The sequence below is a fragment of the Streptococcus sp. 27098_8_73 genome (genome assembly GCF_041432495.1).
In the GTDB taxonomy this organism is placed as follows: Bacteria; Bacillota; Bacilli; order Lactobacillales; family Streptococcaceae; genus Streptococcus.
In genome coordinates this window covers 23,059-49,850 of sequence record NZ_JAPVZT010000004.1, presented here as the reverse complement: position 1 = coordinate 49,850, position 26,792 = coordinate 23,059, and the positions used below count along the sequence as shown (strand labels likewise).

The following is a 26,792-nucleotide window of genomic DNA, read 5'->3' as shown; positions in this document are numbered from 1 at the left end:
ATAGCAGAGCTGAGCTCCTATTTCCACTTAATAACATATTTTTCACTGACAGCCACCAGCTTCATCCCCAGAAGACTGATAACCGAAACTAATATGATAATGGCAAACATAGTATCGTACTGGAAAAGTTTCTTGGACTGAATCATGTAAACACCCAAGCCTTCAAAACCGCCCAGCCATTCGGAAACCACAGTCGTAATAAAGGCATAGGAAACACTGACGCGCAAGCCCGCATAGAAATAGGGCAAACTAGCTGGAATCTTAAAATGCCAAAGAATCTGCCAGCGATTGGCCTGCATAAGCTCAAAGAGAGTCAGAGTATCTCGATCACAATGCCGAAAACCATCCAGAATACTGACGATAATCGGAAAAGTAGTCGTCAAAATAATCAGCACAATTTTAGGCAAAATCCCATAACCCAGCCAGAGAACCAGAATTGGCGCCAAAGCAATGGTCGGAATCGTCTGCACTACGACCATCATAGGGTAAATCAAATCATTGAGCCAGCTCATGCTGTCCATGAGCACAGCTAGTATACAGGCCAAGATGACACCCAAGACTAACCCCAGCAAGGCTACTTTTAAGGTGGCCCAGCTATGACTTGCTAGAAAGCCCGCATCTCTGATAAAAGCCTGACCGATTTCCAGAGGCGTCGGCAGGATAAACTTGGGCAAGAGCTTGAGCCAGCCCATGACCTGCCAGATGACAAGGATTCCCAGCATACCCAAAAGGCTAATCTGCTGCCGCAGGATATTTTTCAAGTTTTTCATCAATACTTAAAATCTTTCCATAGTTTATTTTCACATTAGCAAAAACATTGTCTGCCTGAGTACCTGCAAGTTCAATCGCCTGCTGCAGAATAGGAAATAAGGTCTCCCATTCCCCTTCTAGAACGGTCTCAAAGGGCGTCACGACCATCTTCACTGGCTGTTTTTGCAAAAACTCAATTACTTCCTCTATGACTGCTAAACGATTCACATCATGTGACAAAGGAAGAATTTGTAACGCAATGCTGGCTTTCATCTCTTCACCTCCTTACTTTCATGCTTCATCTGAGAATAATGTATGCAGATAGGATTAAAATTCACAAGAAAATAACTTGGTTTTTAAACAAAAAGACAGCGAGCTCCCTTTATAAACACCTTGCTTTCCATACAAAAACACCTTTTCCAATATGGAAAAGGTGTTGCATGCATCAGTAAACTAAAGATTGGTGAATAATTCCCCATTTTAGCAAAACCACAAGGTCTTTACAAATACAATTCCCTACGCTGGCATTACCCAGATCAGGTGCGGTCGAAGCTTACACTTCCTCTCAGACTGTACACAGACTCCCATATATAGGATTATGATAACGCAATCATCAGCAAATGTCAAGATTGGAGCTTGGGCTCACTACTTTTCAACGATAAGTGAAGCAAACGATCATCAATTAGCCAAACTCTCCTTTCGTAGCCAACAAAGACTCCATAGCCCTGATATTCTTTGGCTCACTTGTGGATAAGATGGTTTCAAAACCCAGTTCAGCTGCCGTATCCAAGTTAGTTTGAATGTCATCAATAAAGACTGACTCTGTTGGATCAATCCCGTATTTTTTCAGCAGCTTTTGATAAATCTCTGGCTCTGGTTTGACAACCCCGACTTCTGAGGAAAGGATATAGCCCGACAGCAGTGGAAAGATGGACAACAAACCAGCTTTTTCAATATGGTAAAAAATCTCGCAAGTAGTTGACAGGATGTAAATGCGATAGCCTCGATCAGCCCATAAGCCAATCTGCTCCTGTAAACCACTGTAAACCTCCACAACCTCATACCAATTGTAGAAGATATTCTGAACAGTAGGATGGTAGGAGTCATCCAGCTGAACTAGCACTTTATCACAAGCTTCTTTCAATCTCAGCTCTCCCTTGTCTGTTTGATGCCAGACACCCGAATCAAAAATAGCCTGTCTAAGAATCTGTCGACGCTCTTTCTCAGGTTCGAAAGAGGTCAAGATTTTTTCAGAATTCCATTCAATCAAGACATTTCCTAAGTCAAAAACCAAATTTTTTATCATTTCTTTCACCAGCCCTTTCTCTATATGTAGGAGCTTTTGTAAGTTCTAGCTCATGCCATTGCAAATCCGCTATTTCAGCTGGTCTTAACCATCCTTAGTATAGCATGTTTAGATTAAGAAAAATCCCAGAAATGAACTGTTCCTCAAAGTTGGGTTTTACCCAACTCTAGGAAGCAATACAAAGTTCTGGAATCACCTATTATTCTTAGTCAAAATAGCGAATTAAATTTTTCTCTGTCAAAATATCTGAGTAAGTATAGGACTCCACATAGGTGTTGGCAATTTCACCCGGCTGCCCCCCTTCATTTTCATACTCAACGATAAATAGAGAAGGATATACTTCAATCAAACGACCTTGTTTACTTTTTTGGCGCTTACGCCCATTTTCCAAGGTCATTTCCACCATCTGCCCCTCGTGAGCCTTGATGTCCTCCTTGATTTTCTTCATTTTTGCCACATCTGTAAATGCATCACTCATTCTATACATCCTCTCTTTTAGAAATACTTGAAAATTTATTATATTCTTTTTGGAAAATTAGCTCAACCGTACCACGCGCTCCGCTCCGGTTTTTCTCAATAATGACTTCAACCTTATTGTTAGGAATGCCTTCCTCTTCCTCACCGGCCCGTTCATAATAGTCGTCTCGGTAAAGAAAGGCTACGATATCCGCATCCTGCTCGATAGACCCAGACTCCCGAATATCAGACAGTACTGGGCGCTTGTCCTGCCGTTGCTCCACGCCACGCGAGAGCTGACTCAGCGCAATAACCGGCACCTTGAGTTCCTTTGCTAAAATCTTAAGCTGGCGGGAAATTTCCGAAACTTCCTGCTGGCGATTTTCACGACCCGTTCCTGTAATCAATTGCAGGTAGTCAATCAAAATCAGGCCAAGATTGCCTGTCTCTTGAGACAACTTGCGAGCCCGCGAACGAATCTCTGTAATCCGAATCCCCGGCGTATCATCAATATAAATACTCGCATTAGCCAGATTCGCCGTCGCAATGGTATATTTCTGCCACTCTTCATCTGTCAACTGCCCTGTACGGATAGAGTGAGAATTAATCACTCCTTCTGAAGCCAGCATCCGGTCGACCAGACTCTCTGCCCCCATTTCTAGGGAGAAGATAGCCACCGTCTTATCCAGCTTGGTCCCGATATTCTGGGCGATATTGAGGGCAAAGGCCGTCTTTCCGACCGCAGGACGAGCAGCTAGGATGATTAACTCTTCTTCGTGCAAACCCGTCGTCATCTTATCCAACTCACGGTAACCCGTCGCAATCCCCGTAATATCAGTAGTTTGCTGAGAACGGGCTTCTAGATTAGCAAAATTAAGATTTAGAATATCTTGAATATTTTTAAACCCACTGCGGCTGGCCGTTTCGCTGACATCAATCAGAGCCTTTTCTGCCCCTGCAATGATTTCCTCGGATGGTCTTTCCCCATCATAGGCTTGATTGATGGATTCCGTCAAACGGGAAATCAAGCGGCGTAAGATTGCTTTTTCAGAAACGATCTTGGCATAGTACTCTGCATTGGCAGAAGTCGGCACAGAATTAACGACCTCCACCAGATAGCTCAAGCCACCAATATTCTGCAGGTCTCCTTGGCTATCCAAAATATTGCGAACGGTGGTCGCATCAATAGCATCCCCACGATCCGCCAAGTCAATCATGGCCTTAAAAATCAGACGATGGGCATATTTAAAGAAATCTCCAGGCTCAATATATTCACGGACAAAGACCAGTTTGCTCTCATCGATGAAAATGGCCCCTAGTACAGACTGCTCTGCTAAAATATCTTGAGGCTGAGCTCGCAACTCATCAATCTCTGCCATAGGTGAATCCTTCCTTTATTCCCTTTCTACCCTTCCGTAACCCGCAGGCGAATCACACTTGTCACATCTTGGTAAATCTTTACAGGAACATCAATCAAACCAATCGAACGAATGGGAGAATCAACCTTGATATTCCGTTTATCAATTTTTAGACCAAATTGCTTTTGTAGTTCATCAGCAATTTTTTTGTTGGTAATCGAACCGAAAGTCCGTCCGTCTGGTCCGACTTTCTCTGTAAAAGCCACGACCGTTGTTTCTTCTTCCAACTTAGCCTTAATAGCTTGAGCTTCTGCCACCATCTCTGCGTGAGCCTTTTCCTGAGATTTTTGCTTTCCTCTCAGCTCACCGATAGCTTGTGCATTGGCTTCCTTAGCCAGATTTTTCTTAATCAGGAAATTTTGAGCATAACCAGTAGGTACTTCCTTGATTTCCCCTTTTTTCCCTTTTCCTTTTACATCCTCTAAAAAAATAACTTTCATTTTATTTCTCCTTTTCTATTGATTCCTCATTATCCATCACTTGATCCATAATCTCTTGATTTAGGCATTGAGTGACTTCAGCAACCGTTTGATCGCTAACTTGCGCTGCTGCTAGATTAAAGTGGCCACCACCACCCATTTTCTCCATAATCCGCTGAACATTGATCTTACTGCGACTACGAGCTGAAATGGATACGTAACCCTCGGTATTCCTGCTGACCACAAATGTTGCTTCAATGCCCGACATGGCAAGCATGGTATCAGCCGCCTTACTGATGACGACTGTATCATAGCTGGCATTTTCAGCACCCGCTGCTACAATCACATTTGGCAAAAGCTTCTTACCTGTCAAAATCAGCTCATTGACTGCTCGATACTCTTCAAAATTCGTCGAAGAAATATCCTGAATGACTACACTATCACTGCCGCGAGCCCGCAAATAACTAGCTACATCAAAGGTTCTACTCGTTACTCTGGAGGTAAAATTCTTGGTGTCTAGCATAATCCCAGCCATGAGCAGGCTGGCTTGAATTTTATTCAGGCGATTTTTCTTGGAATTTTGAAACTGAATCAACTCCGTTACCAATTCACTGGCACTGCTAGCCCCACTTTCGATATAGGCGATGACCGCATTTTCAGGAAAATCCTCATCACGACGGTGATGATCCACCACAATCGTCTGACTAAATCGGTCAAACAATTCTCTTGAAAGCGTTAAGGCCAACTTCGAGTGGTCCACCATTATTAAGAGTGAGCGACTGGTCACTCGGTTTACGGCTTCTGAGATCGGCAAAAGATAATCAGCGCCTTCTGACGTCAATTTTTGAATAGAGCGATAGATATCTGAACCCATCTGTTGGTCATCATACACAACATAGGATTTCTCAATGATATTGCTAGCAAAAAGCTGCATACCCACTGCGGAGCCTAAGGCGTCCAAATCAAGATTGCGATGACCAACCACGAAAACCTGATCTACACTCTTGATTTTATCTGAAATAGCTGCCATCATAGCCCTCGTACGCGTGCGTGTACGTTTGACAGATGCAGCCGTTCCACCACCAAAGTAAACTGGATTCTTGTTCTCGTCATTCTCTTTGACAACCGCTTGGTCACCACCTCGGACCTCAGCTAGGTTAAGATTAAGGAGGGCAATCTTACCAATTTCATCATGCTTACCATCCCCATAAGAAAAGCCCATACTAAGCGTCAGAGGAAGTTTTCGATTCTTGGCTTCTGTCCGAAATTGATCAATGATCGAAAATTTACTATCCATCAGTTGTTCCAAAACCGTATAATCCGTGAAAAGATAATAACGATCCATTCCCACCCGACGGTAGAACATATGAAATTGCTCAGAAAACTCTGCTACAAAGTTAGCTACAAAACTATTGATATGACTGATATCTGAATCTGATACAGCATCTTCCAAATCATCATAATTATCAACTGAGACAACACCGATAACTGGTCGCGTCGTAACGAGCCCAACTGTTGCTTCATACTCACTTGATGCATCAAAAAAGTACAGGACACTGGAAGCTGAATCAAAATAAACAGAATATTGATTGTCTCCTACTGTTGCGTAGCTACCCGATTTCGAAGCAGCAAGCTGGATAATTTCCTGAAGGAGATCACTATTTAGCTCCCCATCATCCGTTGTAAAAATCAATTCAGCATAAGGATTGAACCAGTCCACATCTCCACTATTTTCATTGATTTTAATCACACCAACTGGCATCTTATCCAGCAAAGAAGCTAAACTTCCCTCTGCTTGATGATTGACATAGCGAATCTGCTCAAGCTCGTCCAATTCGGTCACTCTTTGCTGCTGTATAAATAGCCAAACCAAGAGCACCAGCACTATGAAAAGAGACACCAGCATAGGCAAACTATCACCAAAAAGGCGTAGACAAATAGCTAATATGATAAAGGAAGTAAACCCCACTATCGCAAAGTGGCTCGGGGAAAAACGAATTCTTTTCATTAAAAAACCTCTTATTGCGCCATTTTACCATATTTTCTTAAAAAAAGCGAGTTTTCACTGTCCTTGGATACTTGTAAAGCAAGAAAGACTCAAATCCTAGATCTATTCTTAAACAAATATTCACAATCAATTTACAAGATGTGTAAATCTTGTAAATTTTATTAAACAAAAAATTGACAGTATTTGTAAATATTTCTCTATATAAAAGAGATTTTTTGTAAACAGATATTTACAATTCTGTAAATTATATAAAAACGTACTATCAGTAAGATAGTACGTTAATATGCTATGATTTTGCTTTGTTTTTAGAAATGCTTCTAGACTTGCCTTCTAAGTAAACCATCAAAATAGAAATATCTGCTGGATTGACACCCGAAATACGACTTGCCTGACCAATCGTTTCTGGATTGATTTTCTTAAACTTCTGCCGCGCTTCTGTCGCAATGGAGTCAATATCATCCCAGTCAATATTAGCTGGAATCCGCTTTTCTTCCATACGTTTCATCTTCTCAACCTGATCAAGGGCTTTAGAAATATATCCTTCGTACTTAATCTCTGTCTCAATTAGCTCGATAATCTTTTCATCCAATTCTTCTGCCGCTGGACCAATGAATTGAACCACATCTTGATAAGACACTTCCGGTCTCCGCATAAATTCTTTGGCTGTCACTGCATCTGTCAGAGCTTTAAAGCCAAGCGCTTCTATCTTAGCATTGGTTTCCTTGACAGGTTTCAACTTGATAGACTCCAAGCGCTTCATCTCATTGTCAAATTGATTCTTTTTAATCTCGAAACGAGCCCAGCGCTCATCATCTACAAGACCAATTTCTCGGCCAATCTCTGTCAAACGCATATCAGCATTGTCATGTCGGAGAATCAAACGGTATTCCGCTCGGCTAGTCAAGAGGCGATAAGGTTCTACAGTCCCCTTGGTCACCAAATCATCAATCATGACTCCAATGTAACCATCACTACGCTTCAAGATCAACTCTGGCTTTCCTTGGATCTTCAAGGCCGCATTAATCCCAGCAATAATCCCCTGACCTGCAGCTTCTTCATAGCCAGAAGTTCCATTGGTTTGACCTGCTGTAAAGAGCCCTGAAATCTTTTTGGTTTCCAAGGTTGCCCGCAACTGGTGAGGCATAATCATATCGTACTCAATGGCATAGCCTGTCCGCATCATCTCAGCATTTTCTAAACCTTTGATAGAGTGAACCAAGTCCTTTTGTACATCTTCTGGCAGACTGGTTGACAGCCCCTGCACATAAACTTCTTCTGTATCACGACCCTCAGGCTCTAAGAAAAGCTGGTGGCGTTCCTTATCCGCAAAACGGACGATCTTATCCTCAATAGACGGGCAATAGCGAGGTCCCACACCCTTAACGATACCTGAAAACATAGGAGCACGGTGCAGGTTATTTTGGATAATTTCATGACTTTCTGCATTGGTATAAGTCAACCAGCAAGGCACTTGATCTTTCACATAGTCTTCATCACGAGATGTGTATGAAAAATGATTGGCCTTTTCATCACCTGGCTGAATCTCGGTCACATCATAATTGATAGATGACGCCTTAACACGTGGAGGTGTTCCTGTCTTAAAACGACCAATTTCAAAGCCTAGATCCCGCAGGTTATCAGCCAAAGGAATGGCTGCCAGACTGTGATTAGGACCTGACGAATACTTGAGATCACCAATGATAATTTCTCCCCGCAAGGCTGTTCCAGTTGTAACAATGACGGCTTTAGCTGCATATTCCTGTTGCGTCGCTGTTTTAACACCAATTACTTTACCATCTTCAACCAAGATTTCATTAATCATGGTTTGTCGCAAAGTCAAATTTTCTTGATTTTCAACAGTCTTGCGCATTTCTTTAGAATAGAGCTCTTTATCTGCCTGCGCTCGAAGAGCCCGAACAGCGGGTCCTTTACCAGTATTGAGCATTTTCATCTGGATATAGCTCTTGTCAATATTCTTGGCCATCTCTCCGCCCAAAGCATCTACTTCACGAACGACAATGCCTTTTGCAGACCCTCCGATAGAGGGATTACAAGGCATAAAAGCCAGCATCTCAATATTGATGGTTGCCAAAAGAACTTTACAACCCATTCGACTAGCAGCAAGCGATGCCTCAACTCCAGCATGCCCTGCTCCAATCACGATAACATCATAACTTTCAGTAAAATTGTGTGTCATTTCTTTTTCCTTCATTTTTTCACCAAAAAAGGCCAAGTCTCTAGAAGTGCAGGACAAAAAAGCCTGCAACATCCATGAGCTTTGACCATCATAGGTATTGCTTATCTTATTGTAGCAAATTGAGCGAAATTGTCAATCTAAAGCAACTAAGATTGGCGAATCGCTTCAAAAGCTTCTTTATCAATCTCGACAGATTCAGAGAATGCGTCTAGAACAATCCCTCTTAATGGAAATCTCCCTCTGCCTTCAACTGCAAACAAACAATCTGTGACAGGCAGTTGCAACCAAGAAAAGCGATCATAGTATTCTTTTGGAATCTCTTGCTCGTTTGAGAAACAGGGATAGAAATAATCATCTCCCTTTTGCAGAATATCGGGTTTTAGGCGAACACCTTCTTGACCTTCACTTTCATCCATTAGATAAGCATTGAAGGGAACCCAAACTTTAGATTGCTTTAATGCCTTAAATAATGCCTCTATAGATTCTGTCGTTTTCTCATGCAAATACTGCTTCTTGTAGTCAGAAAGAGTTTCAAGTCTGTCCTTCTCATCAGTCTTTTTCTTAAAAAATTGAAACATTCTCGTTCCTCTTGTAGTTACTTAAATGTACTGCAAGACTTGACCATTTTTATAAGCTCTGTCAATCAATCCCCCACCTAAACACTCTTCTCCATCATAGAAAACGACTGCTTGGCCTGGAGTAACGGCCCTTTGTGGTTGATCGAAGTTGACAATAGCCTTGTCACCCTTTACAGTAACTGTCACCTTGGAATCTGGCTGCCGGTAACGGAACTTAGCTGTACATTCCATAGTAAATTCTTCCGGCATTTCTTTCGTGAAATGAACCTGACTAGCGTCAAGGCTGGTTGACATTAAATGGTCATGATAGAATCCTTGACCAACATAAAGAATATTTTGGCTAAGGTCTTTTCCGACCACAAACCAAGGTTCGTTGTCACCGCCCTGCTGACCACCAATTCCAAGACCGCCCCGCTGGCCAATGGTATAATACATTAGTCCTGCGTGCTGACCCATATCTCGGCCATCCATTGTCATCATGCGACCAGGCTGGGCTGGTAAATATTGGCTCAGAAATTCTTTAAAATTCTTCTCACCAATGAAGCAAATACCAGTTGAGTCTTTTTTCTTAGCAGTGGCTAAGCCGGCTCTTTCAGCAACCGCTCTAACTTCTGGCTTTTCTAAATGACCCAGAGGAAACATAGTCTTCTGAAGTTGTTCCTGTGATAGCTGGCTTAAGAAGTAGGTCTGATCCTTATTGTTGTCCTTGCCACGCAGCATGTGAACCAAGCCATCTTGGTCTCTCTTAACCTGAGCATAGTGACCCGTTGCAACGTAATCTGCACCCAGTGTCAAGGCATAGTCAAGGAAGGCTTTAAACTTGATTTCCTTGTTACACATGACATCTGGATTTGGAGTCCTACCAGCTCGGTATTCCGCCAAGAAGTATTCAAAAACGCGATCCCAGTACTCTTTCTCAAAGTTGACAGAGTAGTAAGGAATGCCAATCTGGTCTGCAACAGCTGCTACATCCTTGTAGTCTTCTGTGGCTGTGCAGACACCAAATTCATCTGTGTCGTCCCAGTTTTTCATGAAGATGCCAATCACATCGTAACCTTGCTCTTTCAAGAGCAAGGCAGTTACTGATGAATCAACACCTCCGCTCATACCAACAACGACACGAGTCTTAGAGTTATCACTCATTGTGTTCTCCCATCTTTTCGTTATTTCACGATTGAAGGTCGTGCTGTGCTTTCAACGATTGAAGGTCGCTTGAGCAAGGTCTATTATAGCATGATTTAGCAAGGAGAACAACGAATAACCTTTGGCTCAATCTAATGAGCTTTATAAGTTGTCAAGTAGGTTTGCATTGTTGTAAACATCTTGATATAGAAACCATGTGCTCTAACTAAGAATTTACTCGTAATTACAAAAAGGGACTAGAATATGAACTCCAATCCCTGTAAATATAATTTTTCCTAAAGTTTTAATACCAGCCATTTGCTAACCAGAAATTTTTAGCAGCCGACCATGAGCCATAGCGACCTGCTACATAAGCATCCGCTGTCTTCTCTTGATTTTCTGGTGATAAATCTCCATTTAGATAGGCGATAGTCAACTGATAGCGACCATAGTATTGCCCATTTTGCGCTGTATAACTGCCGCTGGATTCTTTTTGAGCAATCCACTCCTTAGCCTCTGCATCCTCAGTACTCAAGCCAGAACTTGGGTTTACAGTAGATTGCTCAGCCTTATCTGATTTTTCAACAGTCACCTGCTCATATACATCATCGTCCAGTTCTAAAACCTGACCAACACTAATCAGATTGATATTGCTAATCTTGTTTTTTTGCGCAATCTTGTCAACAGTCGTCTGATGAGAAGCAGCAATCGCGGACAAGGTATCACCTGACTTGACAGTATAACTTTCTGCATTGGCTACAATCGGAAGCAAAACAGCGGCTCCTGCCATCAAACTGAGCAAGCCTGCTTTCATCATTCTATTTTTAAAATACAAATTCATGTTTAGAATTCTCCTTTTCTGTGATATATCTATCCTAAAGCAAAAGTATTACAGAACTTTATTACTTTGATGAATTATATTACAGACTATTGAAGAACTTGTAAAAACAGACATATATTATAAAGCTTTTTTGATGATGTAAAGCCTATGCTGAACTATCTATATGTTTTTTGCTCCATTTAAATCGAACTCTATCATAGAAGAAAAATAAAACTATTCCTAAAATGAAAGCTGCAGTTCCTTCCTTTAATCCCCTTGGAACAAATGATAAAGTAACTCTACCTGCTCCTCTGTTCACATCAAGTTTCATAAAACCATTCTGCGCACGTTTTAACGGTACCTTCTTGCCATCTACACTAGCTGTCCAGCCCTTATCATAAGGAATGGTGAAAAAGAGAGAACTATCTCTATCCGCGTGATAATCAACCGTTACCGTATTGGATTTTGTCGTCACAGAAACCTCTTGTTCTTTCAATTTACTTATGAGTTGCTGATATTTATTTACATCCACAGAGAAAAACTCTGGCTGGTTAAAAAAGACAGTTCGATTCTCTGGGAAAGAAAATTGGATAGAAACCGTCTGTGCTTCCTTAAAGTAGCCAATATTCAAAAATGGAAAAACATTATGGGTCGGGTAACGATTCGTGATTCCATTTACAGTGATATTGACATCGGTTTGATTATCGTTTGAAAAATCAAGATCTGCAAGGTTGACATAGACTTGACTACCTGCAGGCACCTCAATTGTATAAGTGACGCTAGCATAGCTTAATTGAGTGTCATTTTCAATGCTTGCAGTTACTTTCCCTTCAGTTTCTTCCTCATTACCAGCTATAGAAATTCGCTCATAATATTTATGATCCAAACCCGATAGTTGATTTAAAAAGGCTGTCTGATTGTCGAGCGTTAAATTAGTGAACTTGACATCTTTGTAAACATCATTGGTTAAGAAAGCCAAACCCAAAGCATAATTATTTTCATACAATGTCATTGATCGCTCAGTCTTATCTGCAGAAAAACCAAATTTCTGCGGATCTGTTTCAGACAAGTTATACTTTACAGCAAAAAGGCTATCCATCAAAATGCTATTATTTTGATAGCGGAGATTAAGGTTAGTTCCTGCTGATTTAAAACCTAACTTATCTAACGTCGAGCTAGCTTGCGTGTTCCTGACTGATGAGAATTGAGAAATTCCATTATAATTAAATTTCATACTGTCATTCCCAGTCTGAGGATCAAGCCTCTCTGTTCGAAAGAAATCTATGTTTTCTTTCTTACTATAATTGACAAGGCTGTCAATTTCGTTCATCTTTTTCGAATAGGATGAACGACTTGCAAAAACCCATTCTTTAGCAATTCCATCAACCTGATAATAAGCGTTTAAGGTAAGCTCAAAAACCACAAAAAACAGTAAAGATAGTGTAAACATACTTTGCCTAACGTGACAACGAATAAAAGCGAAGCTGATTAAGAGATAGGCAAAGAAAAACTCTAAGGTAAAAATGTAATTTTCAGGACCAAGAAAATCATAGCGTTTACTATGGTATAAAGTGGCTAGAAAACCAAAAGAAATGAGCAGAAAGCTAAGGAATACTTGCCACCATTTAACTTCCTCCAAACGATTGAGCGTTTCTGCAGCCATCAAAATGATAAAAAGAGAAAAAAGCCAAGAATAGCGATGTAAAAACATATTTGGCGCATGCATTCCCTGCCAGAGTAAATCCAAATACTGCAGTCGAAAACTCACTATAAAAATGCCAATCAAAAAAATGTAGGCCAGTTTCACGCGAAGCTTAATACTTTTTATCGTGAAAAATAAGATACTTAAAATAAGAGGAAATAGACCAACATAAATCATAGGAATAGAGCCATACTTAGTTGTATCAAAACTTCCTATAAAATTTTTAGCAAAAATATCTAGATACCAACTTTTCTCAGTAAACAAGCCTTCAACCTTTGTCAAGGTCTCACCATGTGAACTCAGATCTAGATAGGTTGGCAAAATCATAATTAAACTAGTAAGCCCTGCTAATATTGACACGATAGCAAAATCAGGAAAAGACCGAATCCTGGCCTTAAAGTCCCAAGAAAGCTGAACGAGGTACCAAAGAACTAAAAACAGGGCCATCATATAGCCAAAATAATAGTTTTGGATAAAGAGAATTGACAAGCTTGTAAAGTATAAAACTCTCCCTTGTCCATTCATCAACTTGTGTAAACCAAAGATGATAAGAGGCACCAATATAAATACATCTAACCAAGTTTTTATTTCTAGTTGACTGACTGAGAAACTCATCAAGGCAAAGGAAGTTGACAGAATCAAGATTAGTGTGTCTGGAATTTTTTTAAAGATCCCTTTAATACTAATACAAGTTGTCAAGCCAATCAAACCAAACTTGATAAGAGTAAACAAGTAGACCGCATCCGGCATTGATTTTAAATCGAAAAAGTAGACGAAGGGGGAAAGGAAACTTCCTAGATAATAGCTGGAGAGAGCATAAAAATTTTGCCCTAATCCACTTGAAAATGTGTAAAAAAGACTATCCGTTCCATGAAGGATATTCCTCAATGTCGTATCAAATACGACATACTGATGGAAGCCGTCTCCAAGTAACGGCGAAGTATCGCTTCCCCAGTAAATACCTTGACTCAGATAAACGAAACACATAATGAGAAAAGGTAAGGTGAAGGAAGCTAAATAAAGCCAATTTTTCTTAAAAAAATATCTGATTTTTTCCATGTTTCTTATAGAGAAAGAGGCCGAAACGTTGTTTCATGCCTCTGTAAACTTCTGTCAACTTATGTTGACAACTTATTAATCTTTCCAAAGTTCTTTGACTTTTGCCTGAACTTCTTGATTTTCCAAAAATTCATCATAAGTTTCGTCAATGCGGTCAATCACACCATTTTTTGAGAGAACGATGATATGGTTGGCCAAGGTTTGAATAAACTCATGGTCATGGCTGGCAAAAATGATCGACTCTTTAAAGTTCTTCAAACCATCATTAAGACTAGAAATAGATTCCAAATCCAAGTGATTGGTTGGATCATCCAAGACCAAAACATTTGACTTGAGAAGCATCAGCTTAGACAGCATAACCCGAACTTTTTCTCCACCTGACAAGACGTTGACAGACTTGTTAACTTCATCGCCAGAGAAGAGCATCCGCCCCAAGAAACCTCGAAGGAAGGTGTTATCATCCTCTTCCTTACTCGCAAATTGACGGAGCCAATCAAGAATAGATTCACCACCCGCAAAGTCGCGAGAATTATCTTTCGGCAAATAAGAACGACTGGTTGTAACGCCCCACTTGACAGTTCCTTCATAGTCAATATCTCCCATCAAGGCACGAATCAAGGCAGTTGTCTGGATATCATTTTGTCCAATCAAAGCTGTCTTATCGCCAGGACGCAGGATAAAGCTGATATTGTCAAGAATAGTCTCGCCATCAATCTTGACAGAAAGATTTTCTACTGTCAAGAGATCGTTCCCGATTTCACGCTCTGCTTTAAAGCTGATAAATGGATATTTTCGACTTGACGGAACAATTTCTTCCAATTCAATCTTATCCAGCATCTTTTTACGAGATGTTGCCTGTTTGGACTTGGAAGCATTGGCGGAGAAGCGAGCCACAAACTCTTGCAATTGCTTAATTTTTTCTTCTGCCTTAGCATTTCGGTCAGCGAGCAACTTAGCTGCCAATTCACTTGATTCTTTCCAGAAATCATAGTTTCCGACATAAAGTTTGATCTTACCAAAATCAAGGTCGGCCATGTGGGTACAAACTTTATTTAAGAAGTGACGGTCGTGGGATACGACAATAACTGTATTGTCAAAGTCAATCAAGAAATCTTCCAACCAAGTAATAGACTGGATGTCCAAACCATTGGTCGGCTCGTCTAGAAGCAAGACATCAGGTTTACCAAAAAGAGCCTTGGCAAGAAGAACCTTAACCTTGTCTCCGTTCGTCAATTCACTCATATTTTGGTAATGCAAGTCTTCTGGAATGTTTAGGTTTTGTAGCAATTGAGAAGCTTCGCTTTCAGCTTCCCAGCCACCCAACTCAGCAAATTCACCTTCCAGCTCAGCCGCTCGAACCCCATCCTCGTCAGAAAAGTCAGGCTTCATATAGATGGCATCTTTTTCCTTCATGATATTGTAAAGGTGCTCATTCCCCATGATAACAACATCAATGGCCCGCTCATCCTCATAGTCAAAGTGATTTTGACGCAAAACAGAAAGTCGCTCATCTGGCCCCAAAGAAATATGGCCTGTCGTCGGCTCAATATCTCCAGCTAAAATTTTCAAGAAGGTGGACTTACCCGCACCATTCGCCCCAATTAGGCCATAAGTGTTTCCTTCTGTAAATTTAATATTTACTTCATCAAATAATTTTCGATCACTGAAACGCAGTGACACATCAGATACTGTAAGCAATAATTTTCTCCTATATATGTAATCTCTTCCATTTTACTAGAAAATTCTTCTTTTTTCAAATTATTATAGGACAAAAAACTATTTTAAGAGATAAATATGCCGTAAATCTTGTAAATATACTGTAAACATATTGTCAAGTAATTGCTTTTTAAACTGCGTTTCTTCTTTTTTCTTCTAGCTTCTTCCGCATTTTCTTTGAAAATGATATAATGAGAGCAACACTAATTGAGGAGCAAGCAATGACAAAACCCATTATTTTAACCGGAGACCGTCCGACTGGAAAATTACATATTGGTCATTATGTCGGAAGTCTACGTAACCGTGTCCTTTTACAAAATCAAGACAAGTATGAGATGTTTGTTTTTCTGGCGGATCAACAAGCTCTGACAGACCATGCGAAAGATCCACAAACAATTGTAGAATCAATTGGCAATGTAGCCTTAGACTATCTGGCAGCTGGACTGGATCCCCAAAAAGCTACTATTTTCATCCAGAGTCAAATTCCAGAGTTGGCAGAACTGTCAATGTATTACATGAATTTGGTGTCTTTAGCTCGTTTAGAGCGCAATCCGACTGTCAAGACAGAAATTGCTCAGAAAGGTTTTGGAGAAAGTATCCCAACTGGATTTTTGGTTTATCCTATCTCTCAAGCTGCTGACATTACAGCCTTTAAGGCCAATTATGTACCTGTCGGAAATGATCAAAAACCAATGATTGAGCAGACACGTGAAATTGTTCGTTCTTTCAATCATGCCTATAGCTGTGAGGTTTTGGTGGAGCCTGAAGGAATTTATCCAGAAAATGAAGCAGCTGGGCGTTTACCAGGGCTTGATGGTAATGCTAAAATGTCAAAATCATTAAACAATGGGATTTATCTAGCGGATGACATGGATACACTCAAGAAAAAGGTCATGAGTATGTACACCGATCCCGACCACATCAAAGTTGAAGATCCAGGAAAAATCGAAGGTAATATGGTATTCCATTATCTAGATGTTTTTGGTCGACCAGAAGATGCTGCTGAAATTGCGGCTATGAAAGAACACTACCAACGTGGTGGTCTGGGTGATGTCAAAACTAAACGCTATCTCCTGGATATTTTAGAGCGGGAATTAGGACCAATCAGAGAGCGTCGTCTCGAATTTGCCAAGGATATGGGCCAAGTCTATGACATGCTAAAAGAAGGCAGTGATCGTGCTCGACAAGTTGCTGGACAAACCCTGTCAGAAGTCAAAAATGCAATGGGAATTAATTACTTTAAATAACGAACAATAATAGCAGATTACATCAAAAACCATCGTCTTTTGCCTGAAAAAGAGATGGTTTTTAATTTTTGCATAATAATCATTGACAAATGCCTATAGAATGGTATGATATTAACAATAAAAAGACGAGCCTTGCTCAATATATAAGAAAAGAGGAAACTGTGGATGTCTAACTGGGACACTAAATTTTTGAAAAAAGGTTTTACCTTTGATGACGTATTGCTTATTCCAGCTGAAAGTCACGTGTTGCCAAATGATGCTGATTTAAGTACAAAACTTGCTGAGAATTTAAAATTAAATATCCCAATTATTACTGCGGCTATGGATACAGTTACCGAAAGTCAAATGGCGATCGCCATTGCCCGTGCCGGCGGTCTAGGTGTCATCCACAAAAATATGTCTATTGCACAGCAGGCTGATGAAGTTCGTAAGGTAAAACGTTCTGAAAATGGTGTCATCATCGATCCATTCTTCCTGACTCCTAATCATACAATTGCTGAAGCAGATGAATTGATGGGGCGCTACCGCATTAGTGGGGTCCCAGTGGTTGAAACGATGGAAAATCGTAAATTAGTCGGTATCCTGACTAACCGTGATTTACGCTTTATTTCAGATTATAATCAACCAATTTCCAACCACATGACCAGTGAAAATCTTGTTACAGCTCCAGTCGGAACTGATCTGGCAACTGCTGAAAGAATTCTGCAAGAACACCGGATTGAAAAACTACCTTTAGTAGATGAAAACGGTCGACTTTCTGGTCTCATTACCATTAAAGATATTGAAAAAGTGATTGAGTTCCCAAATGCAGCAAAAGATGAATTTGGTCGTCTGCTAGTTGCTGGTGCGGTAGGTGTCACTTCAGATACATTTGAACGTGCAGAGGCCCTCTTTGAAGCAGGAGCAGATGCCATTGTTATTGATACAGCCCATGGTCATTCAGCTGGCGTTCTACGTAAAATTGCTGAAATTCGTGCTCACTTCCCAGATCGCACTTTGATTGCTGGAAATATTGCAACTGCTGAAGGGGCACGCGCCCTTTATGAAGCAGGTGTTGATGTGGTTAAGGTTGGAATCGGACCAGGTTCTATCTGTACAACTCGTGTCATTGCTGGTGTCGGTGTCCCACAAGTCACAGCAATCTACGATGCAGCTGCAGTCGCACGTGAATATGGAAAAACCATCATTGCTGACGGAGGCATCAAGTATTCAGGTGATATCGTAAAAGCCCTTGCCGCAGGTGGAAACGCAGTCATGCTTGGTTCCATGTTTGCTGGAACGGACGAAGCGCCAGGTGAAACTGAAATCTTCCAAGGACGTAAATTTAAAACTTACCGTGGAATGGGCTCTATCGCAGCTATGAAGAAAGGGTCCAGCGATCGCTACTTCCAAGGTTCTGTCAATGAAGCGAATAAGCTAGTTCCAGAAGGAATTGAAGGTCGTGTAGCCTATAAAGGAGCGGCTGCAGATATCGTCTTCCAAATGTTGGGCGGTATCCGTTCTGGTATGGGATATGTCGGTGCAGCTAACCTGCAAGAACTTCATGAAAATGCTCAATTTATTGAGATGAGTGGTGCTGGTTTAAAAGAAAGTCACCCTCACGATGTACAAATCACCAATGAAGCTCCAAACTACTCTGTCCAATAAAATTATAAAGAAAAACAACCTTGTCAACTCCTTGACAAGGTTGTTTTTAGTTTACAATGTTGTAAATTCAATTTACAGTTATTTTACTAATTTGTAAAGCCTACATTTTCTTATTTCTTAATTACGCCTTGACTTATCTGAAAAATATTAATATCATCTGGTAGATTATGTAAGTGATCTAAGCTGGTTGTCGTGATGAAAGTCTGGATATTTTGAGAGATAGTTTCTAGCAATTTTAATTGACGCATATTGTCAAGTTCGCTCATTACATCGTCAAGCAATAATATCGGCGTATCTTTTGTAAGACTTTCGATTAGTTTGATTTCAGCTAACTTGAGAGATAGAACAACACTACGGTGCTGGCCTTGGCTACCAAATCCGGCATCCATATCATTGATAAAAAAGTTAATATCATCTCGATGAGGTCCAACACCAGTATTTTTTTTGAAAAGGTCTCGTCTACGACTTTCTGATAAGGCTGATCGAAAAGAAGCTTCCAAATCTTCGAGACGTGAAAACGGAACAGATGACAAATACTTGATTGTCAAATTCTCTTTCCCTTGAGAAATATCGCTATGGCTTTCCTGAGCAAAACCTTCTAGCTTTTCAATAAAGTCTAAACGATGTTGCATGACACGACAACCAAAATCAATCAGTTGCTCATCTAGAACAGAGAAAAAGGTTTCATCTACCTTGTCATTGGCCTTAAGATAGGCATTTCTTTGCTTGAGTACATGATTATAGTTAGACAAGTCAGAAAGATAGATGGGCTTGATTTGCCCAAGCTCAATATCAATAAATTTTCTGCGTAAAGCAGGGGCGCCTTTAATGAGCTGTAAATCTTCTGGAGCAAATAAGACAACGTTGACAACCCCTATATAATCTGATAGTTTCCCTTGTTTTAAATGATTTATTTTGGTGATTCTCCCCTTTGGTGTCAACTCTATGTCAAGTGGGATTTTACCCGTTGTTTTTTCAATGATTCCTGAAATTTGAAGATTTTTCTCTTGAAAATGAATCAAATCCTTATCGGTTCGTGTCCGGTGACTGCGAGTAAGGGCTAAAAAATAGATGGCTTCTAGAATATTGGTTTTCCCCTGTGCATTTTGCCCCAGAAAGATATTAAGGCCAGGATCAAAATCAACCTCTGCAGCTTGGTAATTACGAAAATGTTTAATTTTCAGCGTTTTTAACCACATGGCTTAAGTTCCTGGAAAGCGAACAGGTCCTTTTTTGCTTCTCTGCTCGGGCTTTCTTTTCTTCTGTTCTTTTTTTGCTGGTTGAGATTTTTTCAAGTCCTTATTCATGGCTTTAACCAAGTCTGCCACTCTTTTTTTCTCTGCTTGCTCCTCTTGATGTTCAAGGATTTCCTCCTGACTTGGGGCAAAGAGGATGATCTCCAGTTGCTGATCTGGAAGAGAGACGACATCTCCAATTCTAAGTTTTTTTCCTCGTCGATTTTCTAATTTACCGTTAAAAAAGACCTGATGATCTGCTAAAAAGGACTTGATTGCTCCGCCACTTTGAATAATACCGACTTCTTTTAAGAGAGCCTGTAGAGTAATGTATTCGTCAAATAATTTATATTCCATATTTCACCTCAATCCTTGTCATTATATCATAATTTAAGCAGAAACTGTTCTGTGGTAGTCTCATTCAAGGACAAGTTTTACTAGAAAAATAGAAAACGCTTTAATCTCTAAAAATGCCGTTCCTTACAAAGCATTAAACGGCATTTCGTGTTATAATAGAAGTCTATATTATTCGGTATGAGGAGCGCAATGGAAATCATAAAAGGAGTACATCTTCACTTCATTCAGTCAGAAAAATTTAAAACCAATAAAATTAAAGTGCGATTTTCAGCTCCTATGTCTGAAAAAACAATAGCTGGGCGGGTTCTTACGGCTAGTATGCTGGAAACTTCAAATGCCCTTTATCCAACATCGCAAGCCTTTCGAGAAAAATTAGCGAATTTATACGGTGCTAACTACTCGACAAGCCTTTCACGACGGGGATTAGTGCATTATCTGGATATCAATCTTTCTTTCGTGCGGGATCAATTCTTGAGCCGTAAAAATATGTTGGCAGATGAAATACTAGATTTTTTGAAGGCTAGTCTCTTTTTTCCTCTGTCAAATGGACAGGCTTTTGATACCAAAACTTTTGAGATTGAAAAGAGAAATGTTTTAACAGACTTGGAAGCTGAAATTGAGAATCATTTCTACCATGCTCACAGAGAGTTAAATAATTTATTTTACGATTTACCAGAAATGCGGATTCCGCGCGTAGGAACAATCGAGCTAGTAGAAAAAGAAACAGCTGAAACTAGTTTTGCTTCTTTTCAGCAAATGCTAAATCAGGATCAAATTGATTTTTTCTTCATCGGTGATTTCAATGAGATTGCTGTTCGTGAGAAAATCCAAGAATTCCAGTTTTCTGAGCGAGAGCAGCCTTTACAGCTTAGCTACCAGCAAAACTATTCAAATATAACTAGAGAAAAGCTGGAGCAGCGAGATGTGCATCAGTCGATTGTTGAACTGGCCTACCATTTTTCTAGTCAATATGGGGATCGCAGCCATCTGCCACTGATTGTTTTGAATGGGTTATTAGGAGGATTTGCTCACTCCAAACTCTTTGTCAATGTTCGAGAAAAAGAGAGTTTGGCTTACACCATTTCTAGTAATTTTGATATTTTTTCTGGTTTGATGCGAATCTATGCTGGAATTGACCGAGCAAATCGGACAAAGACCATCGCTTTAATCAACCGACAAATTCTAGATTTGAAGCGGGGGCATTTCACAGATGAAGAACTTGAACAAACCAAGAATATGCTGAAAAATTCGATACTTCTGGCTCAGGATCGACAAAACACCTTGATTGAGCGTGCTTACATGTCCTCTGTTCTAGGGAAAAAATTTCTGTCACTAGAGGCTTGGCTGAAAGCATTAGAAAATGTCAGCAAAGCTGATCTTATAGAGGCAGCCCAGCAATTGAAATTACAGGCGATTTACTTTATGGAAGGGAAATAATGCAGAATCCAGGTTTAGAAAAAATCAATTATATAGCCGTGGGAGAAAGCATCTATCGGGCGGTGCTAGCAAATGGATTGCAGGTTTACCTACTCCCTAAAAATGATTTTAATGAAACCTACGGCATCATCTCAACACATTTTGGCTCTGTTGATACTAAGGTTGTTTCACGTGAAACAAAGCAAGTCTCTCATTATCCAGCAGGGATTGCGCATTTTTTGGAGCACAAATTATTCGAACGTGAAAATGGCGAGGATTTGCTGCTGGAATTTACTAAATTTGGCGCAGAAAGTAATGCCTTTACAAGCTTTACACGGACCAGCTATCTGTTTTCTACGACAAACTGTGTAGCAGAAAATCTGAAGCTGTTGCAGGAACTCGTTTCCCAAGCCAATTTTTCAGAAGCATCTGTTCAGCGTGAGCAAGGAATTATCCAGCAAGAAATCGAAATGTACCAAGACGATCCAGATTATCGACTCTTCTTTGGTGCTTTGAGTAATCTCTATCCTCAAACTCCACTAGCAGAAGATATCGCCGGAACGACAGAGTCAATCATGGATATTACTGTGGAAGATCTGACAGAGAACTTTGAGCTTTTCTACCGTCCGTCCAATATGACTTTATTTGTCATTGGTAATTTTGATTTGGAGTCCACTTTTGAAGACATCGTCAAAGTACAAGAGACCTTATCTCCTAAATTATTAACTGAAACAATTGAAAAAGAGCCTCTCAGCTTACAGCCTGTGATTCCAACCGCTACTAGTCGGATGGAAGTTGCCAGTCCTAAGTTGGCAATCGGTATTCGTGGGAAAGATATGATACAGGATACGGAGCTTTATCGCTATAAAATTGCCCTGAAATTGCTTTTTGCTATGATGTTTGGTTGGACTTCCAAGCGTTTCCAGACCCTGTATGAAAATGGCAAGATTGACAATTCGCTCACTCTTGAAGTAGAGGTGGAAAAGGATTTCCACTTTGTCATCCTAACTATGGACACGCAGGAACCAGTAGGGATTTCTCATCAATTCCGCTCAACCATCCGGAAGTTTGCTCAGGATCCAGATGTCACAGAAACACACCTAGATACGATTAAAAGTGAAATGTTTGGAGATCTGCTGCATGGGCTAAATTCTCTTGAATACATGGCAACCCAATATGAACCGCATTTAAAAGGGGAGAATCTTTTTGATTTACCTAAGATTTTACAGGATATCACTTTAAATGACGTCTTAAAAGTCGGACGTCGCTTTATCGACCAGTGTGATATGACAGATTTTACTATTTTCCCAAAATAGTTCCAAGTTTATTTCAAAATTTTGTTAGAATAATGTCTAAGAGAAAAGGACTATCCGTATGAGAAAAAAAACGATAGGAGAGGTACTCAGACTTGCTCGAGTAAATCAGAAACTTACTTTAGCAGATGTAGCCAAAAAAACAGATATAAAAACTGACTATCTAAAGGCTCTTGAAAACAATCAATACGAGAAATTTCCAAATGCCTTTTACGTCCGTAGCCTGCTACGAAAATACGCTTGGGCTCTGGATTTAGACGAGCAGATTCTATTGGAGGCATACGACACAGATAATACTGTCGTTTATGACGAAATTGAATTAGCTGAAAACGAGGAATTTCGAAGTAGAAAATATAAAAATCGTTCTTTCTCTCTTCCGCTCTTTTATTTCCTAGTAGTTGCCTTGTCTATCATTATTTTTGTCACCTATTACGTTTGGCAATATGCAAATACAACTACTCCGCAGTTTGCCAGCTCCGATAGTTACAGCCTCGTCTCGAGCTCAAGTATCGAAGATAGTTCAACTCCACCTGAGACTTCCACAACAGACTCTAGCTCAACAAAAGAAAAGCTGGAAGTCACTGGAGAAGGAAACTATTTAACTGTAAAATATCGTGGCGAGTCGCAAACTACTCAGTTAACAATCTCAGCAAGCAATACCTCAAGCTGGATTAGTGTGACAAATACAGACCTGGCAGCAGGTACAACCCTTACTCCAACCCAATCAAGCCAAACAGTGACACTCTCTCCCAATACAACTTATACAATTACTCTAGGAGTTGTGAAAGGCGTCACTGTCACTGTCGGCAGTCAGAAAATAGACCTATCTACCTTGACCAGCGACAGTGCTATAATTACCCTTACAATTGAATCATAAAGGAAGAATGATGAAAAAAGAAAATATCCCCAACGCTTTAACCCTTGCCAGAATTGCCTTAATTCCAATCTTTATTTTGATTTTGACTTTTGGGCATTCGCCAGCCATGCATATCCTAGCTGGAATCATTTTCGCCCTTGCCAGCATCACAGACTACCTGGATGGCTATCTGGCGCGCAAGTGGCAAGTCGTGACCAATTTTGGAAAATTTGCCGATCCTATGGCCGATAAACTGCTGGTTATGTCCGCTTTTATCATGCTGATTGAAATGAAAATGGCTCCTGCTTGGGTGGTAGCTATCATCATTTGCCGAGAGCTGGCCGTCACTGGTTTGAGACTCCTCTTGGTAGAAACTGGCGGAACAGTTCTAGCGGCCGCTATGCCAGGCAAGATCAAGACTTTCACGCAGATGTTTGCCATCCTCTTTCTTCTGCTCCATTGGACTTTACTCGGTCAGATTCTCCTTTACATAGCCCTGATTTTCACTATTTATTCTGGCTATGATTATTTCAAGGGCAGTGCCTATCTCTTTAAAGATACATTTAAATAATATGGAAAATATCATTGAAGTAAAAAATCTTAGTTATCGCTATGACCATAAGTCTGAAGATTATATTTTGAAAGATGTCTCGTTTCACGTGAAACAAGGAGAATGGATATCTATTGTCGGCCACAATGGCAGCGGAAAATCGACTACGGTTCGTTTGATTGACGGTCTTTTAGAAGCCGAGAGTGGCGATATCATCATTTCTGGAGATAAATTGACGGCTGATAATGTTTGGGAAAAACGTCGCCAAATCGGCATGGTCTTTCAGAATCCTGATAATCAGTTTGTTGGAGCCACTGTTGAAGACGACGTTGCATTTGGTCTGGAAAATCAAGGCATGGATTATCCCATGATGGTGAAACGCGTCCATGAAGCTCTGGAGCTAGTCGGCATGCAGAATTTTAAGGAGAGAGAACCTGCTCGACTTTCTGGTGGACAGAAGCAAAGAGTCGCTATTGCTGGCGTAGTCGCGCTCCAGCCAGATATTATCATCTTGGATGAAGCAACCAGTATGTTAGACCCAGAAGGACGACTGGAATTGATTCGGACTGTCAAGGACATTAAAGATAAGAATCAGCTAACAGTCATCTCTATTACCCACGATTTGGACGAGATTTCGCTGAGTGACCGTGTCCTTGTTATGAAAAATGGTCAGGTTGAGTCAACTGCTACACCAAGAAAACTCTTTTCCAGACCTGATTTGGAAGACTTAGGCTTGGATCAACCATTTGTCAACCAGGTCAAAGCTGCCATGATTCAAACTGGACTAACTCTGCCAGAAACCTATTTAACTGAAAAAGAATTGCAGGAACAATTATGGGAATTATTCTAAATAAAGTCAGTTATACCTATCAGGCTGGAACTCCATTTGAGGGTCCAGCGCTTTTTGAAGTTGATTTGGAAATCAAAGATGGCAGCTATACGGCTTTGATTGGACACACTGGCAGCGGAAAATCAACCATTTTACAGCTCTTGAATGGCTTGCTGACTCCGAGTGAGGGCAGCGTGCAAGTCAACAATGTTACCATTACTTCAAATTCCGTCAACAAGGACATCAAACAAGTTCGTAAACAGGTTGGTTTGGTGTTTCAGTTTGCTGAAAGTCAAGTTTTTGATGAGACTGTTTTGAAAGATGTGGCCTTTGGCCCACAAAATTTTGGGGTCTCTAAGGAAGAAGCCGAGGCTTTAGCGCGTGAAAAATTAAGACTTGTCGGCATTTCTGAAGAATTGTTTGGCCGCAGTCCTTTTGAACTTTCTGGTGGGCAGATGAGAAGGGTCGCTATTGCTGGAATTCTAGCAATGGAACCTGATATCTTGGTGTTAGATGAACCAACTGCCGGACTTGATCCAGCAGGACGCAAAGAATTGATGGAACTCTTTAAAAAACTGCATCAAGCTGGAATGACCATTGTTCTTGTAACTCATTTAATGGATGATGTAGCGAATTTTGCCGATACAGTCTATGTGTTGGAAAAGGGGCGTGTCGTCAAAAACGGTCAGCCTGCTCAGATTTTTCAAGATGTCGATTTTATGGAAAAGATTCAGCTAGGAGTGCCTAAAATCACGAAATTTGCCCAAGAATTAGCTGAAAAAGGAATGAAATTTTCTCATTATCCAATTACAATTGAGGAATTTAAGGAGATGCTACATGGATAAATTGATTTTAGGACGGTATATCCCAGGAAATTCGGTCATCCATCGATTGGATCCGCGCAGTAAATTGGTGGCCATGTTCTTCTTCATCTTATTAATTTTCTGGGCCAACAATCTCATCACTAATTTGCTGCTATTTGCTTTCGTTTTTACTCTGATTTTTCTCTCAAAAGTTCCTTTGACCTTCTTTCTAAAGGGCATTCAATCAATGGTGTTCATTATTGCCTTTACTACCCTCTTCCAGCTCTTTCTGACGGGGGGAGGCAAGGTACTTTTCCAATTTGGTTTCATTAAAATTACAGAATTTGGTCTTTCTCAAGCGGGGATTATCTTTAGCCGTTTTGTTTTGATTATCTTCTTTTCAACCCTTCTGACCTTAACCACAACACCACTCAGCCTTTCAGATGCAGTGGAAGCTCTACTGAAGCCACTCAAAGTCTTTAAAGTTCCTACGCATGAAATTGGCCTCATGCTCTCCATGAGCCTACGTTTCGTACCGACTTTAATGGATGACACTACGAGAATTATGAACGCTCAGAGGGCTCGAGGAGTTGATTTTGGCGAAGGAACGATTGTTCAAAAGGTTAAATCAATCATTCCAATCTTAATTCCCTTATTTGCTTCTAGTTTCAAACGGGCAGATGCCTTAGCTATCGCAATGGAAGCGCGTGGCTATAGTGGTGGTGAAGGAAGAAGCCGCTATCGACAACTTTCTTGGAAAATGATTGACAATCTGGCTCTTCTCTCTATTTTCCTGATCGGTATCTTACTCTTTATCTTTAAAAAATAAAGAATAGTATAAGTTTGATATCAATATTTTTGTTAGAGATCTAATGAAATAGACTAAAAATCCTTTTAAAATAATATTTTTATGTGTAAATCTCAATATTTTTGTAATATTCGTACTTAAAATGTAATCTTTTAGTAATATTTAATGTGTATGATAGTA

At 40.3% G+C, this 26,792-nt stretch carries 24 protein-coding genes and 1 riboswitch; of the genes, 9 read left to right on the top strand and 15 right to left on the bottom strand.

The window, feature by feature from the left end; translation table 11 throughout:
* Positions 1 to 17: 17 nt before the first annotated feature.
* The 13 genes from O3651_RS03820 to O3651_RS03760 all read right to left on the bottom strand — a co-directional run bounded on the left by O3651_RS03820 (position 18) and on the right by O3651_RS03760 (position 15,533).
* Entirely contained in the window at positions 18 to 770 is a 753-nt protein-coding gene (locus O3651_RS03820) for an ABC transporter permease (RefSeq protein ID WP_037615008.1), read from the bottom strand.
* Positions 733 to 1,023: a thiamine-binding protein gene (locus tag O3651_RS03815; protein ID WP_045499954.1), complete on the bottom strand. Its 291-nt coding sequence runs from the start codon at positions 1,021 to 1,023 to the stop codon at positions 733 to 735. Before O3651_RS03815 ends, O3651_RS03820 begins: the two co-directional genes overlap by 38 nt.
* 222 nt (positions 1,024 to 1,245) lie before the next feature.
* A riboswitch (TPP riboswitch) is annotated at positions 1,246 to 1,348 on the bottom strand.
* Positions 1,349 to 1,432: 84 nt separating this feature from the next.
* Positions 1,433 to 2,056 (bottom strand): HAD family phosphatase, encoded by a 624-nt coding sequence (locus tag O3651_RS03810; RefSeq protein ID WP_247950914.1) that lies wholly within the window; start codon positions 2,054 to 2,056, stop codon positions 1,433 to 1,435.
* Between the two features lie 205 nt (positions 2,057 to 2,261).
* Positions 2,262 to 2,534 carry a Veg family protein gene (locus tag O3651_RS03805; protein ID WP_005592064.1) on the bottom strand — a complete coding sequence of 91 codons (273 nt, stop codon included), beginning with the start codon at positions 2,532 to 2,534 and terminating at the stop codon, positions 2,262 to 2,264.
* 1 nt (position 2,535) lies between these two features.
* On the bottom strand, positions 2,536 to 3,891 hold the full coding sequence (gene dnaB / locus O3651_RS03800; protein WP_005592121.1) for a replicative DNA helicase: 1,356 nt from the start codon (positions 3,889 to 3,891) through the stop codon (positions 2,536 to 2,538).
* Positions 3,892 to 3,917: 26 nt separating this feature from the next.
* Positions 3,918 to 4,370 carry a 50S ribosomal protein L9 gene (gene rplI / locus O3651_RS03795; protein WP_061909903.1) on the bottom strand — a complete coding sequence of 151 codons (453 nt, stop codon included), beginning with the start codon at positions 4,368 to 4,370 and terminating at the stop codon, positions 3,918 to 3,920.
* A gap of 1 nt (position 4,371) precedes the next feature.
* Positions 4,372 to 6,357, bottom strand: coding sequence for a DHH family phosphoesterase (locus O3651_RS03790; protein WP_371609615.1), 1,986 nt, complete (start codon positions 6,355 to 6,357; stop codon positions 4,372 to 4,374).
* A 286-nt stretch (positions 6,358 to 6,643) separates the two neighbouring features.
* The gene (mnmG, locus tag O3651_RS03785; protein WP_037586116.1) at positions 6,644 to 8,554 is read right to left on the bottom strand and encodes a tRNA uridine-5-carboxymethylaminomethyl(34) synthesis enzyme MnmG; all 1,911 of its coding nucleotides are present in this window, start codon (positions 8,552 to 8,554) and stop codon (positions 6,644 to 6,646) included.
* 146 nt (positions 8,555 to 8,700) lie between these two features.
* The gene (locus tag O3651_RS03780) at positions 8,701 to 9,132 is read right to left on the bottom strand and encodes an SseB family protein (RefSeq protein WP_125383119.1); all 432 of its coding nucleotides are present in this window, start codon (positions 9,130 to 9,132) and stop codon (positions 8,701 to 8,703) included.
* 21 nt (positions 9,133 to 9,153) lie between these two features.
* Complete coding sequence (mnmA, locus tag O3651_RS03775; protein ID WP_255209853.1) at positions 9,154 to 10,299, bottom strand: tRNA 2-thiouridine(34) synthase MnmA; 1,146 nt, start codon at positions 10,297 to 10,299, stop codon at positions 9,154 to 9,156.
* Positions 10,300 to 10,558: 259 nt separating this feature from the next.
* Positions 10,559 to 11,095, bottom strand: a complete 537-nt coding sequence (locus O3651_RS03770) for a LysM domain-containing protein (RefSeq protein WP_005591401.1) — start codon at positions 11,093 to 11,095, stop codon at positions 10,559 to 10,561.
* Between the two features lie 145 nt (positions 11,096 to 11,240).
* Positions 11,241 to 13,835: a YfhO family protein gene (locus O3651_RS03765; protein ID WP_371609614.1), complete on the bottom strand. Its 2,595-nt coding sequence runs from the start codon at positions 13,833 to 13,835 to the stop codon at positions 11,241 to 11,243.
* 75 nt (positions 13,836 to 13,910) lie between these two features.
* Positions 13,911 to 15,533 carry an ATP-binding cassette domain-containing protein gene (locus O3651_RS03760; protein ID WP_005591399.1) on the bottom strand — a complete coding sequence of 541 codons (1,623 nt, stop codon included), beginning with the start codon at positions 15,531 to 15,533 and terminating at the stop codon, positions 13,911 to 13,913.
* A gap of 239 nt (positions 15,534 to 15,772) precedes the next feature.
* On the opposite strand from O3651_RS03760, the gene trpS reads away from it, so the two are divergent.
* Both trpS and guaB read left to right on the top strand, forming a co-directional pair.
* Positions 15,773 to 16,798, top strand: a complete 1,026-nt coding sequence (gene trpS / locus O3651_RS03755) for a tryptophan--tRNA ligase (RefSeq protein ID WP_371609613.1) — start codon at positions 15,773 to 15,775, stop codon at positions 16,796 to 16,798.
* A 165-nt stretch (positions 16,799 to 16,963) separates the two neighbouring features.
* Complete coding sequence (guaB, locus tag O3651_RS03750) at positions 16,964 to 18,445, top strand: IMP dehydrogenase (RefSeq protein WP_125373177.1); 1,482 nt, start codon at positions 16,964 to 16,966, stop codon at positions 18,443 to 18,445.
* Positions 18,446 to 18,555: 110 nt separating this feature from the next.
* Here the strand turns inward: guaB and recF are convergent, their stop codons facing one another.
* Together recF and yaaA are read right to left on the bottom strand one after the other, a co-directional pair.
* Positions 18,556 to 19,644, bottom strand: coding sequence for a DNA replication/repair protein RecF (gene recF, locus O3651_RS03745; RefSeq protein ID WP_371609612.1), 1,089 nt, complete (start codon positions 19,642 to 19,644; stop codon positions 18,556 to 18,558).
* 3 nt (positions 19,645 to 19,647) lie between these two features.
* The gene (yaaA, locus tag O3651_RS03740; RefSeq protein ID WP_371609611.1) at positions 19,648 to 20,037 is read right to left on the bottom strand and encodes a S4 domain-containing protein YaaA; all 390 of its coding nucleotides are present in this window, start codon (positions 20,035 to 20,037) and stop codon (positions 19,648 to 19,650) included.
* Between the two features lie 189 nt (positions 20,038 to 20,226).
* Between yaaA and yfmF the strand changes: the two genes are divergently transcribed.
* From yfmF to O3651_RS03705, 7 genes are read left to right on the top strand one after another with little or no spacing between them, the layout of a single operon-like run.
* Entirely contained in the window at positions 20,227 to 21,474 is a 1,248-nt protein-coding gene (gene yfmF, locus O3651_RS03735; RefSeq protein ID WP_371609610.1) for an EF-P 5-aminopentanol modification-associated protein YfmF, read from the top strand.
* Complete coding sequence (yfmH, locus tag O3651_RS03730) at positions 21,474 to 22,769, top strand: EF-P 5-aminopentanol modification-associated protein YfmH (protein WP_371609609.1); 1,296 nt, start codon at positions 21,474 to 21,476, stop codon at positions 22,767 to 22,769. Before yfmF ends, yfmH begins: the two co-directional genes overlap by 1 nt.
* 58 nt (positions 22,770 to 22,827) lie before the next feature.
* On the top strand, positions 22,828 to 23,643 hold the full coding sequence (gene rodZ, locus O3651_RS03725) for a cytoskeleton protein RodZ (protein WP_371609608.1): 816 nt from the start codon (positions 22,828 to 22,830) through the stop codon (positions 23,641 to 23,643).
* A 10-nt stretch (positions 23,644 to 23,653) separates the two neighbouring features.
* The gene (gene pgsA, locus O3651_RS03720; protein WP_005592114.1) at positions 23,654 to 24,193 is read left to right on the top strand and encodes a CDP-diacylglycerol--glycerol-3-phosphate 3-phosphatidyltransferase; all 540 of its coding nucleotides are present in this window, start codon (positions 23,654 to 23,656) and stop codon (positions 24,191 to 24,193) included.
* A gap of 1 nt (position 24,194) precedes the next feature.
* Positions 24,195 to 25,022, top strand: a complete 828-nt coding sequence (locus O3651_RS03715; protein ID WP_371609607.1) for an energy-coupling factor ABC transporter ATP-binding protein — start codon at positions 24,195 to 24,197, stop codon at positions 25,020 to 25,022.
* A complete protein-coding gene (locus O3651_RS03710) occupies positions 25,007 to 25,846 on the top strand; it encodes an energy-coupling factor ABC transporter ATP-binding protein (RefSeq protein ID WP_371609606.1) in 840 nt (279 codons plus the stop codon). The genes O3651_RS03715 and O3651_RS03710 overlap by 16 nt, the downstream gene beginning before the upstream one ends.
* Positions 25,839 to 26,633, top strand: coding sequence for an energy-coupling factor transporter transmembrane protein EcfT (locus O3651_RS03705; protein ID WP_371609605.1), 795 nt, complete (start codon positions 25,839 to 25,841; stop codon positions 26,631 to 26,633). Before O3651_RS03710 ends, O3651_RS03705 begins: the two co-directional genes overlap by 8 nt.
* Positions 26,634 to 26,792 lie beyond the last annotated feature (159 nt).

Bases quoted from the DNA above. Each gene is read 5' to 3' on its own strand.
- O3651_RS03820 (WP_037615008.1), bottom strand. From the start codon at position 770: ATGAAAAACTTGAAAAATATCCTGCGGCAGCAGATTAGCCTTTTGGGT.
- O3651_RS03815 (WP_045499954.1), bottom strand. From the start codon at position 1,023: ATGAAAGCCAGCATTGCGTTACAAATTCTTCCTTTGTCACATGATGTG.
- O3651_RS03810 (WP_247950914.1), bottom strand. From the start codon at position 2,056: ATGATAAAAAATTTGGTTTTTGACTTAGGAAATGTCTTGATTGAATGG.
- O3651_RS03805 (WP_005592064.1), bottom strand. From the start codon at position 2,534: ATGAGTGATGCATTTACAGATGTGGCAAAAATGAAGAAAATCAAGGAG.
- dnaB (WP_005592121.1), bottom strand. From the start codon at position 3,891: ATGGCAGAGATTGATGAGTTGCGAGCTCAGCCTCAAGATATTTTAGCA.
- rplI (WP_061909903.1), bottom strand. From the start codon at position 4,370: ATGAAAGTTATTTTTTTAGAGGATGTAAAAGGAAAAGGGAAAAAAGGG.
- O3651_RS03790 (WP_371609615.1), bottom strand. From the start codon at position 6,357: ATGAAAAGAATTCGTTTTTCCCCGAGCCACTTTGCGATAGTGGGGTTT.
- mnmG (WP_037586116.1), bottom strand. From the start codon at position 8,554: ATGACACACAATTTTACTGAAAGTTATGATGTTATCGTGATTGGAGCA.
- O3651_RS03780 (WP_125383119.1), bottom strand. From the start codon at position 9,132: ATGTTTCAATTTTTTAAGAAAAAGACTGATGAGAAGGACAGACTTGAA.
- O3651_RS03770 (WP_005591401.1), bottom strand. From the start codon at position 11,095: ATGAATTTGTATTTTAAAAATAGAATGATGAAAGCAGGCTTGCTCAGT.
- O3651_RS03765 (WP_371609614.1), bottom strand. From the start codon at position 13,835: ATGGAAAAAATCAGATATTTTTTTAAGAAAAATTGGCTTTATTTAGCT.
- trpS (WP_371609613.1), top strand. From the start codon at position 15,773: ATGACAAAACCCATTATTTTAACCGGAGACCGTCCGACTGGAAAATTA.
- guaB (WP_125373177.1), top strand. From the start codon at position 16,964: ATGTCTAACTGGGACACTAAATTTTTGAAAAAAGGTTTTACCTTTGAT.
- recF (WP_371609612.1), bottom strand. From the start codon at position 19,644: ATGTGGTTAAAAACGCTGAAAATTAAACATTTTCGTAATTACCAAGCT.
- yaaA (WP_371609611.1), bottom strand. From the start codon at position 20,037: ATGGAATATAAATTATTTGACGAATACATTACTCTACAGGCTCTCTTA.
- yfmF (WP_371609610.1), top strand. From the start codon at position 20,227: ATGGAAATCATAAAAGGAGTACATCTTCACTTCATTCAGTCAGAAAAA.
- yfmH (WP_371609609.1), top strand. From the start codon at position 21,474: ATGCAGAATCCAGGTTTAGAAAAAATCAATTATATAGCCGTGGGAGAA.
- rodZ (WP_371609608.1), top strand. From the start codon at position 22,828: ATGAGAAAAAAAACGATAGGAGAGGTACTCAGACTTGCTCGAGTAAAT.
- pgsA (WP_005592114.1), top strand. From the start codon at position 23,654: ATGAAAAAAGAAAATATCCCCAACGCTTTAACCCTTGCCAGAATTGCC.
- O3651_RS03715 (WP_371609607.1), top strand. From the start codon at position 24,195: ATGGAAAATATCATTGAAGTAAAAAATCTTAGTTATCGCTATGACCAT.
- O3651_RS03710 (WP_371609606.1), top strand. From the start codon at position 25,007: ATGGGAATTATTCTAAATAAAGTCAGTTATACCTATCAGGCTGGAACT.
- O3651_RS03705 (WP_371609605.1), top strand. From the start codon at position 25,839: ATGGATAAATTGATTTTAGGACGGTATATCCCAGGAAATTCGGTCATC.